Consider the following 12,372-nt stretch of genomic DNA (forward strand, 5'->3'; position numbering starts at 1 on the left):
TACCGCTTTTTACGCCGGCTTAGAACTTGTAGCTGGCGCCGAAGTGGTAGGTACGGCCGTAGTCGACGCGGTTGGTCGGGTTGTTTTCGTCGTCGGTGTATTCCAGGAACGGTTCGTTGTTCATGTTCTGCGCCTGGACGAACAGGCTCGTGCCCTTCAGCCAGCCGCTCTGGATTTCGTACGACGCCTGCAGGTCGACGATGGTCTCACCCTTGATGAAGGTCAGCTGGGTGTTGTCCTGGTAGTCCGACACCTGGCCCAGGAAGTTCGAGCGCTTGCGTGCAGCGGCAGCAACCTGGAAGCCATTCTTCTCGTAGTACAGGCGCAGGTTCGACACTTTGCGCGACAGGCCAGGCAGCGGAATGCTGATGGCGCTGCCGGTCACGTTGGCGAAGCCGTCGCGCGGCAGTTCGACGCTGCTCTTGGTGTCCGAGTGATTCACCAGCACGCCGAAGCCATCCAGGTAAGGAGTCAGCATCGAGAACGGCAGGTTGACTGCCAGCTCGTAGCCCTTGATGTTACCTCCGCTGCCGTTCTGCGGCTGGGTGAAGCGGCCGATCGTCGAACCGCCCTCAGGCAGCGTGGTTTCCGGCGAAATCGTCGAGGCGAAATCGTAGTCGCGCGCAGTCCGCAAGATGTAGGTGTCGAGCTTCTTGTAGAACAGCGCGGCGCTGACATAACCCTTGTTGCCGAAGTACTTCTCGTACGACAGGTCGAACGCCTTGGCGCGGAATGGCTTGAGCAGTGGGTTGCCGCCGCTGCTGGTCAGGACCGACACACCCTGCTGGTTGCTGAGCGTGACGTTCTGGCCGGCGCGCAGGTCATCCAGGTTGGCACGCGATACCACCTTGGCCAGGCCGAAACGCAGCAGCTGGTCGTTCTTCAGGTCGAACGACAGGTTCAGGCTAGGCAGGACGTCCCAGTACTTGTCGCCGTCGGTCACGCGCACGCCCGGGCAGCCCGAAGGGGTATTGCCCACGCAATTGCCGCTGTCGACCTGGTAACCGCCGCCGGTCTGGTCCGTGTGGATTGCCTGGACACCGACGTTACCGCGGTAGGACAGGCCGAACATCTCGCCATCCAGGTCGCCCATGACGTAGGCGGTGGAGATACGCTCCTTGACGTCCCACCACTTGTTCAGGATGTCGGCGTCGACCTTCGGCGCCAGTTCGTAGACCGTGCCGAGCGCGCCGCGCGGATCCCACGACACGACGTTGAAGCCCGAAGCACCAGCCGGAGCAACAGCGCTGCCCGGCACCTGTGCGGAACCGTTCGGATCGCCGCCGATGATCATCAGGCGGCCATCCTGGCCGGTACGCTCCTTGTCGCGCGCGGTGAAGTTGAAGCCGTAGGTGGTGGCGATCACCGGACCCCATTCGACGTTCTTCTTGGCGTTCAGGCGGATCGCCTTGACTTCGTCCTCGACGTAGGGCTGGCCGAGGTAGCCGGCCTGCGGCGAGATTCCGTTGGCGAGGCTCGACGACCAACCCATGGTATCGGTCAGGCTGATGACGTTGCGGTCGGCGTAGTTCAGGCCCGGGGTGTACTTCACTTCGGTGACGTTGGCGCCATTGAAGCCGGTGTAGCTCAGGGTATCCTGCTGGCCAGGCAGGGTGCCGGCGGTGGTTTCGTAGCGCGAGCCCAGCTTGGTGGCTTTCGACCAGGTCAGGTCGGCCATCGTGGTCCAGTCGCCGAAGCGCAGTTCGTTGTTCCAGCCGACCGTCTTCAGGTCGTCTTTCGCGCCTTCGTAGTGATTACGGACAACACCTTTCCAGTTGATGAGGGTGCCGCTGGTGGCGACGCCGTTGGAAATCGTGGCGTTGGTCAGCTCGTGCACGCGCTCGTAGAAGCCGTTGCCGTTGCCGGCCACACCGGCTTCGAAGCCGGTTTTCTTCAGGCCGGTCTCACCAGCCGAGTAGAAGATGTCGACGGTCGACTTGAAGTTCTTGTTCGGACGGTATTGCAGCGAGGCGAAGGCGCCGTCGCGCTCGTGGCTGTTCTGTTCGGTGTCGTAGCCGAAGCCGTTCGGCACCTTGACGGCAACCGGGACGTCGGAGCCAGGCACTCTCACCGTATCGGCAACGCCCCAGGAATTGAACTTCGACTGGCCGCCGCCCATTTCTTCGTAGCGGGTGAAGCCCATGGCCACGCCGATGGTGCGGTTCGCGAACTGGTCGATGTACGACAGGGTGTAGCGCTTGCCATCGCCTTCCGGCAGGCCGTCGCGCTGTTTCACGCCCAGCTGGCTCTTCTTGTAGCTGACGGCGACGGTGCGCTTGCCGAAGTCCAGCGGCTGCACGGTGCGCAGGTCGATGGTCGCGGCCAGGCCCTGGCCGATGACGCTCGCGTCCGGGGTCTTGTAGATGACGACGGAACCCATCAGTTCTGCCGGGAACAGATCGAACTCGGGCGAACGGGCGTTGCCGGTCGAGGCCATTTCGCGGCCGTTCAGCAGAGTGCCGTTGAAGCTTGGCGCCAGGCCGCGCACCGAGATGTCGGAGGCCTTGCCCGAAGTACGGCCGCGCTGGGCCGACACGCCCGGCAGGCGTGCGATCGAATCGGCGACGCTCTGGTCCGGCAGCTTGCCGATGTCTTCGGCCGAAATCGCTTCGACGATCGACGTGGAATTCTTCTTGATCGAAATCGCCGCTTCGATACCGCGGCGGATACCGGTAACGCGGACGGTCGAGACAGGGGTCGTGGTGGTGCTGACGGTCGCGTCTTCCGCTGGCGGCAGCGCGCTGTTCGGCGTGTTGTTGGTGGTGTCGGTGGTGGCTGGCGGCGCTGCCGGGGCAGTTTGCTGTTCCTGGGCGAAGGCGCTACCGGCCAGTGCCATCAGGAAAACGGTGCAGCCGGCCGCGACTGGGCTCAGCGGAAATGCAAGGCCTGCCGTGTTCGCAGCGCGCTTGTTTGCGAATTTGTTCATTTGTCCCCTCGATAAACTATGTAATTTCCCGGAAACAGCTGGAGAGCCACGGCACGGGATCCACTTCCAACGTCTTTTTAGACGTTCTGGCAACAATTCTGTATTAAAACTAGATGCACTGTCAACGGGAGTTGCTCGCCACTACGCGATTCCGTAGCGTATGTTGCTATTGTATAGAATGAACAACAGAAGGCGTTGTATTCCAGCTACAGAGTGTGCTCAGTACGTGTGTAGTCGGACTACAAATTCGTATCTTTTCACCAAGCCGGTGTGGAAATGCACTATTGCGGTGCATTTCTGAGTGGGATCTTCAAAATGGCTGCCAAAACCGGACCGTGCTGCGCAGGCTTCGTCAACTGCACATTTGCCTTCGTCCGGCCCAGGCTTTTTGCTTGTATGTACCTAAACTAGATACTCATCTGCGTTGTCGTCTGCACATCGCTATAGTATGCTTGCCCTAATAATAGAGAGACAACCGGCCGCTCTCCGCGTGCCCGGCCCAATACTGTGTAGCCAAACTACTACCTCATCCGCTCGCATCGGATACAAGCCCCCCAGCGCGCTCGCGCGCTCTTCCCTTCATTTACCAGGTCCGCCATGAAACCTTCCCTGATCAGCCTGTTCGTCGCCCTCAGCTTCTCCAACGCCGCTTTTGCCGCGCCCGCCATCGAACACATGGAACCGCCCTTCTGGTGGGCCGGCATGCAGCACAAGGGCTTGCAGCTGATGGTGCATGGCAAGAACCTGGGCGAGCTGGCGGCAACGGTCGACTATCCGGGCGTGCGCGTGGTGTCGACAACGCGCGTGGCGAATGCCAATTACCTGTTCATCGACCTGGAGATCGGCGCCGACGCGAAGCCGGGCCAGTTCGAGATCGTCTTCACGGGCGCCGGCCGCAGCGAACGCCATGCCTATCGCCTGCTGGCGCGCGAGCCCGGTTCGGCGGCGCGCCAGGGCTTTACCGGCAGCGACGCGATCTACCAGATCATGCCGGACCGCTTTGCCAATGGCCTGCCGGCGAACGACAGCGTGGCCGGCATGCGCGAAAAGGCCGACCGCAAGAACGGCGGCGGGCGCCATGGCGGCGACATCCAGGGCGCCATCGACCACCTCGACTACATCGCCAACCTGGGCTTTACCCAGCTGTGGCCGACGCCGCTGGTCGAGAACGATGCGCCGGCCTACTCCTACCACGGCTATGGCGCCACCGACCTGTACAAGGTCGACGCCCGCTATGGCAGCAACGCGGACTTCGTGCGCCTGTCGGATGAAGCGAAGAAGCGCGGCATCGGCCTGATCCAGGACGTGGTGCTGTCGCACATCGGCGTCAACCACTGGTGGATGAAGGACGTGCCGACGCCGGACTGGATCAACTTCGGCGGCAAGTTCGTGCCGACCCAGCACCACCACGTGGCCGTGCAGGATCCGTACGCCTCGAAAGCCGACAGCAAGAACTTCACCGCCGGCTGGTTCGTCGACACCATGCCCGACCTGAACCAGACCAACCCGCTGGTGGCGAATTACCTCATCCAGAACAACATCTGGTGGATCGAGTACGCCAAGTTGTCGGGCCTGCGCATCGACACCTATGGCTATTCCGACGGCGCCTTCCTCACCGAATACACGCGCCGCCTGATGGCCGAGTACCCGAACCTGAACATGGTCGGCGAAGAATGGAACAACCGCCCGCCGGTAGTGGCGCGCTGGCAGCGCGGCAAGGTGAATCACGACGGCTACGTCAGCTACCTGCCCAGCCTGATGGACTTCCCGCTGATGCAGGCCATGCGCAACGGCCTGCAAAAGGAAGGCGGCAACCTGAACGACGTGTACGAGACCCTGTCGCTCGATTACCTGTACCCGGAACCGCAGAACCTGGTCCTGTTCGGCAGCAACCACGACATCGCGCGCATGTTCAGCGCGGTCGGCGAAGACTTCGGCCGCTGGCGCATGAACATGGTGTTCCTGATGACCATGCCGCGCATCCCGCAGTTCTACAGCGGCGACGAAATCCTGATGACCAGCGCCGTCAAGCAGCGCGACGACGCCAGCTACCGCCGCGACTTCCCCGGCGGCTGGGCCGGCGACAAGGTGAACGCCTTTACCGGCGCCGGCCTCAGCACCCAGCAGCGCGCGGCCCAGGACCTGGTGCGCCAGCTCACCAACTGGCGCAAGAACGAACCCGTCATCCACAGCGGCCGCACCATGCAGTTCGGCCCCGAGAACAATACCTGGGTCTACTTCCGCTACAACGACAGCAAGCGCATCATGGTTGCCATGAACAACGGCGACAAGGCGGCGACCCTGGACACGGCGCGCTTCCAGGAGATGCTCAAGGGCGCGGCCGGCGGCAAGGACATCCTCAGCGGCCAGCAGGTCGAGTTGGCCAAGGAACTGAAGCTGGCGCCGAAGTCGGTCGTCGTCGTCGAGCTGCCGGGGGCATGATGCCGCAGTCCCTCTCCAGCCCGATGATGGTCCTGGCGCTGGCCTGCGCCTTCGGCAGCGCCGGCGCCGTCGAGAAGCCCGGCGTCGACGCCTTTTTCGCCGACATGGCGATCCAGGCCGCGCCCGGGCAGCAGGCGCGCTTTGTCGCCGGCGACAACCTGACCGGCTACTTCGAAGGCTACACGCACAGCTACGACAAGGGCGAAGGCTATGTGTTCAAGAGCGGCACGGTCTTCCATCACTACATGAGCTTCGCGGGCGGCGTGCAGAACGACCGCACCCGCGCCGCCGAGGAAGTGCTGCCCTGGGGCCACCGCGTGCGCTATGCCAACGGCGCGAGCGAGGAACTGGCGCTGCTGTCGAAAAAGCATGCGCTGGCCCTGCGCGTCACGAACGGCAAGGCGGCCACGCTGGCGCTGCGCCCGCTGCTGAAGACGGCCGGCGCGGTAACGCAGGCGGGCGGCATCGTCACCGTGACGCCGGGTACAGGCGCGACGCAGTTCATGGCGCTGGCGGCCGACCGGCCGTTCACACTGGGTGCAGACCTGACCCTGGCCACGCAGGCCCCGGCACGCTCGTTCACCGTGATCGCCGCCTTTGGCGCCACGCCTGAGGAAGCCTCTACGCGCGCACGCGCTTTGGCGGGAGGCGATGCCATCGCAGACGAGCGCCGCGCGATGTACGAAGCGCTCACCCGCAGCTATCTCGCCACCAGCGACAAGGAGTACGACAAGGCGCTGAACTGGGCCAAGGCCTCGGCGCGCATGTTCGTGGTGAACGAATACGGCGCCGGCATCTGGGCCGGCCTGCCCTGGTTCCGCGAGAACTGGGGTCGCGACACCTTCATCGCCCTGCCCGGCACCCTGCTGGTGTCGGGCGAGTTCGCCGACGCCAAGGCCGTGCTGGCCAATTTTGCGCGCTACCAGAACCTGCGAGAACCACGCGACAAAGATTATGGCCGCGTGCCGAACCGCGTCTCGCCCGATGAGATCATCTACAACACGGTGGACGGCACGCCCTGGATGCTGCGCGAGGCGATGGAATACATCCACTACACGGGCGACCGCGCCTTTGCTGCCGAGATGTACAAGCTGGCGATCCCCTATGTCGAGGGCGCGATCGCCAACTACGTGGACGCCGACGGCCTGCTGCGCCATGCGGCGTCCGACACCTGGATGGATGCGCGCATCGAGAATCCGACCCACCAGCCCTGGTCGGACCGCGGGCCGCATGCGGTCGAGATCCAGGCCCTGTGGCACACGGCGCTGCAAAGCGCCGCCACGCTTGCTGCCTGGGCCGGCGACGAAACGCGTGCGCGCGACTGGACGGCGCTGGCAGGCAAAGCGCAGGCCAGCTTCCTGCGGCGCTTCTGGGACGGCAAGACGATGGCCGACCGCCTGCGCGCGGACGGCAGCCGCGACACCAGGCTGCGCCCGAACGCGCTGATGCTGTCCTCGATCCCCTTCGGCGAATTCGTGCCGGATGCAGTGCAGGCGCAGGTGGTCAAGCGCAGCGTGCCGGAACTGCTCTACCCCTACGGCATCGCCTCGCTCTCCCAGAACGACCCTTACTTCCACCCGCGCCACGAGAACCCGGCCTTCCACCACAAGGATGCGGCCTACCACAACGGCACCATCTGGGGCTGGAACGCCGGCTTCACGGTGACCGCGCTGAACCGCTTCGGTTACCAGGACCTGGGCTGGCAGCTGACGCAGAACATCGGGCAGCAAATCCTCGGCCTGGGCACGCTCGGCAGCATGAGCGAAAACCTGGACGCCCTGCCGCGCGCGGACGGCAGCCTGAAGCCGACCGGCACCTTTGCCCAGTCGTGGAGCGTGGCCGAGTATGCGCGTAACGCCTACCAGGATTACGTGGGCTTCCGCCCGGACCTGATTGCCGATACCCTGCGCTTCGAGCCGGCCATCCCCGCGCAGTGGAAACGCTTCGGCGCTGCCCTGCCCTTCGGTGTGGATGAAGCGGTGGAGGTCGACTTCGTGCGCGCGGACGGCGGCGAGCGCTGGACCTTCACGCTGCGCGGCAAGGTCCCGCGCACCGTGCGCATGGTCTACCTGAACCCCGACAAGAGCCGCTCGCAGGTCGCCTTTGCGCTCACGCCCGGCAAGGCGGCGACGCTGGCGCTGGCCGGCAAGCGCGCCGTGCTGGACGGACGGGCCCTGGCTCCGCAACCGGTACGCGCCTCGTTCACCGCCGAGATCGGCACGCTGCACTTCGCGCAGCCCAAGGCTTACCGCGCGCAGGACTTCCCGATGCTGCAAGGGCGCGATGTCCTGCGCGGCATCGTCGAACGCAACGAATACCGCTGACAGGAGTACCGATGATTTCTTCCCGATGGCTGCTGGGTGCAGCGCTTGTTGTCAACACCGCCGCAGCTGTCGCAGCCGACCCGGGACCGCTGCGCCAGGCATTCTTTGTGCGCGGCGGCTTCAACGCCTGGGGCGTCGACAACCCCTTGCCGCACCAGGGCGGCGGTATCTACCAGGCCGACATCCTGGTCAGCCATGGCAACCACGGCTTCAAGATCGGCGACAAGGAGTGGAAGCAGGAATGGGTGCCGGATGCCGGCAAGAGCGTCGCCGTCAAACCCGGCGCCACGCTGCCGCTCGAGACCCAGGCCGGCCCCGAGGCGACCCTGTTCGTGCGCAGCACCGGCACCTACCGCTTCACGCTCGACGCGCGCAATCCGCAAGCGCCCCGATTGACCGTGACGCGCCTGGAAACCCCGGCTGCGGCGCCGCAGCCCGATCCGCACGCCGGCCGCGCGCGGGTGGCGACGCTGGCCTGGCCGACCTGGGACGGCAAGGCCGAGACGACGCGCTTTTCGCTGCTTGATCCGCAAGCCCGGCTGCGCAGCTACACGCATTCGAGCACGATGCAGCCGCGCGACCCGGTGCCGCAGCACGCCACCTATGCCGAGAGCGCCGACCGCCCCTACACCCGCAGCGGCAACCTCGCCTTCGACGCCCTGTTCGCGCTGGCGGGAAGCGAGATGGCTCAGGATGCCGTCAGCGCTATCCGCGACGGCAACTACAATGCCGGCGCGGCGATTCCCTGCGACTGCTTCGAGACCGGCGAGAAATGGCATTACGTGTGGACGCGCGACCTGTCCTACGCGGCCGACCTCGGCCTGGCCCTGCTCGACCCGCAGCGCGTGCGCAATTCGCTGGACTTCAAGCTGGCCGGCTACCGTGCCGGCGTGTCGAAGGCGCCGCAGGTGCCCGGCTCGGCCGACGGCCTGCAGATCGTGCAGGACACCGGCAGCGGCGGCAGCTGGCCGGTCAGCACCGACCGCATGACCTGGGCCTTTGCGGCCGAGGAAGTGCTGCGCACCCTGCCCCCGGCCGAACGCCAGGCCTTTGCAGGCAAAGCCCTGAAGGCGCTGTCGAACACCATCGAGATCGACCGCGTCGCCGCCTTCGACCCGCAGAACGGGCTGTACACCGGCGAGCAAAGCTTCCTCGACTGGCGCGAAAACAGCTACGCCAGCTGGATCGTCGACGACCTGGCCTCGATGGCGAGCGCCAAGTCGGTGTCGACGAACGCCACGCACTACCAGGCCCTGTGCCTGGCGGCGAAGCTGGCGCGCGAACAGGGAGACACGGCGCGCGCCGCGCGTTACGAAGGCTGGGCAGGTGAACTGAAACGGGCCGTCAACGCCCGGCTCTGGCTGGCCGACGCCGGCATGTACAGCAGCCTCACCGCCGCCCACTTCGACGCCGCCGCCATGCACAAGTTCGACTGGCTGGGGCAGTCGCTGGCGATCGTCACCGGCATCGCCGACGAAGCGCAGACGCGCAGCATCCTGGCGCGCTATCCGCATGGCCCGATGGGGCCGCCCGTGATCTGGCCCCAGCAGCAGGGTACGCCGGTCTACCACAACCGCGCGATGTGGCCGTTCGTCACCGGCTACGGCCTGAAGGCGGCGGTGCGGGGCAAGAATGCCAGCGTGGCCGATGCCGCCTACGCGTCGCTGATGCGCGGCGCGGCCGTGAACATCTCGAACATGGAAAACCTGGAGTGGCTGTCCGGCCAGCCGCTGCTGCTCGACGAGCAGCATCCCGAGCTGATCGGGCCGGTGATCAATTCGCGCCGCCAGTTGTGGTCGGTCGGCGCCTATATCGGCATGGTGGTCGAGAACGTATTCGGCGTGTCCGCCGGCGACGACGGCATCACGCTGGCGCCTTTCGTCACGGCGACACTGCGCCGCGAAACCTTCAGGGACAGCGACCAGGCCACGCTGCACAACCTGCGCCTGCGCGGCCAGCGCATCGGCGTGCGCCTGCTGCTGCCAAAGGCAAGCGGCGGCAAGGGCTACTACCAGGTCGCATCGATCCTGCACAACGGCCGGCCGTCCGCGGCCACCATCCCGTGGGCGGCGCTGCGCGACGGCGACATGATCGAGATCCGCCTCGGCGCACTGGCCGGCGGCGACAGCACGATCCGTCGCGTAAACGCTGATCCCTACGTGGAATCGCCCGCCGTGTTCGCGCCGCGCGAGCCGCGCATCGCGTCGCTGGAACGCGACGTCGACGGGCGCGCGCGGCTGCAGATCGGCAGCGATGGTAATGAAAGCGCCGCCACCGTCTACAACGTCTACCGCGACGGCAAGCTGGTGGCGGCCCGGGTGCCGGCCGGCGCCTGGCGCGACCGCGAACCGGCGCCGAACGCCTGCTATGCGGTCGAGGCGCAGTTCAGCGCATCCGGCAACCGCAGCCACCACAGCGTGCCGCGCTGCGTGGCGCCGGCGGTCGAAATCCCGGTCACCGATCCGCGCGTGCAGGCCAGCGTGAAGCTGACGCCTGCCGCCGGCCGCTACGCCGCAGCGCGCCTGGCCGACTGGGGCCAGCCGGCCGACCGCTTCGAAGTACGCGACGTCAAGATCGGGGAGCCGGGCGACTACCGCGTGCAGGTCCGCTATCACAACGGCGCCAACCAGATCAACCTGGGCATCAGCAATGGCGTGAAGTGGCTGGCGGTCGTGGATGCCCAGGGCAAGACGGTGGCGCAAGGCGTGGTCCAGCTGCCGCACGCGAAGTTCGACAAGACGAACACGCCGACGGTGCTGTCGACGCCACTCGCGGCCAGACTGCAGCCCGGCGCCTACACCCTGCGCCTGAGCGACTTCTACAACATGAGCTACCTGGAAAGCAACGCCAGCTTCAGCGGCGCCGGCGGCACTGCGGGACCATGGAACCGCGTCGACATCTTCGGCATCCGCCTGCAGCGCGTGGAATAAAAACAACGGGGGTCAAGTCTGCCATCCGGACACGAGCTCTGCCTTAACTCACATATACCGGCTTCTACAGCCGGGCTCGTGTCTCGATGGCAGACTTGACCCCCGTTGTTTAATTCTGGCTGTTCGTGGGAAAATTTAGGCGGCGTCGCGCGAATCGGCTGCGGCGTGCGGGGGCTTGAGCAGGGCCAGGCGGCCTTCGAGCACGCGGAATTCGAGGGGCATCTTCATGCGCATCACTTCGCCGTCGGTGGCGACCTTCACGGTGCGCCGCGGCGACAGGCGGGCGTGCTTGACGGTGAGGCGCTTGAAGGAGAAGGCGATCACGTTTTCGGCCTCGCCCAGGCGGCCCAGGGCGCCGCGCAGCAGCAGGCCAAGCATGCCCAGCTTGCCGACGCGGCGCGGTGCGATGGCCGCCAGTTCGCCGTCTTCCAGCGCCGATTTCAGGGGCCCCATGCCGACCTGCTCCATCTGCAGGCGGTTGTTGCCGACGAAGAGCGTGGGGGTGCGCAGTTTGCGCGTGTGGCCCTCGGTCTCGAGGGCGATGCGCAGCGCGCGGTGCCGGCCGAGCGCGGTCTTCAGGGCCGACAGGATGGCCACCACGCGGCTGCGCCCGTACTGCTGCTTGTCGTGCTCGCGCGCTTCGAGCAGGGCCGGATACAGGCCGACGCTGGCGTTCACCAGGAAGATGCGGTCGTTCAGCATGCCCACCTGCACCGGCTGCACGGTGGAGGTCAGCAGCGAGCGCACCGCCTCGGCCAGGTCTTCGGGAATGCCGTGGGTGCGGCCGAAGTAATTGAAGGTCCCCTGCGGCAGCACGCCGAACACGCAGCCCTGCAATACCGCCTGGTGCGCCACGGTGTTGATGGTGCCGTCGCCGCCGGCCGCCACCAGCACGCCATTGTTGTCCTTGGCCTGCTGCGCCATCTTGCGCGCGGTCTCGGCCAGGTTGGCGGCGTCTTCGACGATCTCGAGATGGCAGGTGCGGCCGGCCTCGCCCAGCACGTCGCGGATGGTCGAGCAGCGCAGCTCGGTCTCGGAATGACCGGAGCCGGCGTTGAGCACCACGTAGAAGGCAGCGTTCTTGTCTGGCTCAAGGTTCGGCATGGAGTGCAACTTTCGATAAAAGAGTCAGGTTGACCTCTTCATCGTATCACCGCGCCATGGCTCGTCCGTGCTGCACCGCACAGAGTGCGAAGCGGTGCTCGAACACGCCTATTCGTCCGTCGTCGGCCAGTGGTCCGGGTCCTGTAATAATTGGTACATCACGTAGGCATCGACATAGCCCAGGCGCTGGTGGCGGAAGGCTTTCGGCAGCGTGCCGACGATCGAGAAGCCGAGCTTTTTCCAGAGCATGACGGCGGCGGTGTTGGTGCTGACCACGTAGTTGAACTGCATCGCGAGATAGCCCTGGCGCCGCGCCTCGTCCAGGCTGTCCTGGCCCAGCAGGCGGCCCACGCCCACGCCCTGCGCCGTGGGGCTGACCATGTAGGAAGCGTTCGCCACATGGTGGCCGCGCCCCAGCTGGTTCGGCACCACCCGGTACATGCCAAGCACGCGCGCCCCGAGGACGGCCACGCGCGCGGTGACGTTGGCGCCCATCCAGTAGGCATGCGCGGCTTCGCGCGAGGTATCTGCGGCAAAGGGATAGGTCTCTCCCGCAGCGGTGTGGGCGCTGAAGATGGTCCACATCGCGTCGAAATCGGCGCTGGTGGCGGGGCGGATCTGGATATCTTTCACGTATCGTCTGGGA

Annotated in this window: 6 protein-coding genes; 3 read left to right on the forward strand and 3 right to left on the reverse strand. The window is 65.8% G+C overall.

What is annotated here, in order from left to right:
• Positions 1–19: 19 nt before the first annotated feature.
• Positions 20–2,926 (reverse strand): TonB-dependent receptor, encoded by a 2,907-nt coding sequence (locus QWL29_RS00130; protein ID WP_305820857.1) that lies wholly within the window; start codon positions 2,924–2,926, stop codon positions 20–22.
• 597 nt (positions 2,927–3,523) lie between these two features.
• Between QWL29_RS00130 and QWL29_RS00135 the strand changes: the two genes are divergently transcribed.
• Genes QWL29_RS00135 through QWL29_RS00145 form a run of 3 tightly spaced genes read left to right on the forward strand, consistent with a single transcriptional unit; the run spans position 3,524 to position 10,622 of the window.
• The gene (locus QWL29_RS00135) at positions 3,524–5,368 is read left to right on the forward strand and encodes a glycoside hydrolase family 13 protein (protein ID WP_305820858.1); all 1,845 of its coding nucleotides are present in this window, start codon (positions 3,524–3,526) and stop codon (positions 5,366–5,368) included.
• Positions 5,365–7,692, forward strand: coding sequence for an amylo-alpha-1,6-glucosidase (locus QWL29_RS00140; RefSeq protein WP_305820859.1), 2,328 nt, complete (start codon positions 5,365–5,367; stop codon positions 7,690–7,692). The genes QWL29_RS00135 and QWL29_RS00140 overlap by 4 nt, the downstream gene beginning before the upstream one ends.
• A gap of 11 nt (positions 7,693–7,703) precedes the next feature.
• Complete coding sequence (locus tag QWL29_RS00145) at positions 7,704–10,622, forward strand: MGH1-like glycoside hydrolase domain-containing protein (RefSeq protein WP_305820860.1); 2,919 nt, start codon at positions 7,704–7,706, stop codon at positions 10,620–10,622.
• Positions 10,623–10,757: 135 nt separating this feature from the next.
• On the opposite strand, the gene QWL29_RS00150 is transcribed toward QWL29_RS00145, so the two are convergent.
• Together QWL29_RS00150 and QWL29_RS00155 are read right to left on the reverse strand one after the other, a co-directional pair.
• A complete protein-coding gene (locus QWL29_RS00150; protein WP_305820861.1) occupies positions 10,758–11,726 on the reverse strand; it encodes a diacylglycerol/lipid kinase family protein in 969 nt (322 codons plus the stop codon).
• A gap of 108 nt (positions 11,727–11,834) precedes the next feature.
• Positions 11,835–12,359, reverse strand: coding sequence for a GNAT family N-acetyltransferase (locus QWL29_RS00155; protein WP_305820862.1), 525 nt, complete (start codon positions 12,357–12,359; stop codon positions 11,835–11,837).
• Positions 12,360–12,372 lie beyond the last annotated feature (13 nt).

Origin of the sequence: Massilia brevitalea, from assembly GCF_030711405.1 — a bacterium.
Taxonomy (GTDB): Bacteria; Pseudomonadota; Gammaproteobacteria; order Burkholderiales; family Burkholderiaceae_D; genus Telluria; species Telluria brevitalea.

Excerpts from the sequence above, each read along its gene's own strand:
- QWL29_RS00145 (WP_305820860.1), top strand. The coding sequence starts at position 7,704 with ATGATTTCTTCCCGATGGCTGCTGGGTGCAGCGCTTGTTGTCAACACC.
- QWL29_RS00140 (WP_305820859.1), top strand. The coding sequence starts at position 5,365 with ATGATGCCGCAGTCCCTCTCCAGCCCGATGATGGTCCTGGCGCTGGCC.
- QWL29_RS00150 (WP_305820861.1), bottom strand. The coding sequence starts at position 11,726 with ATGCCGAACCTTGAGCCAGACAAGAACGCTGCCTTCTACGTGGTGCTC.
- QWL29_RS00135 (WP_305820858.1), top strand. The coding sequence starts at position 3,524 with ATGAAACCTTCCCTGATCAGCCTGTTCGTCGCCCTCAGCTTCTCCAAC.
- QWL29_RS00130 (WP_305820857.1), bottom strand. The coding sequence starts at position 2,926 with ATGAACAAATTCGCAAACAAGCGCGCTGCGAACACGGCAGGCCTTGCA.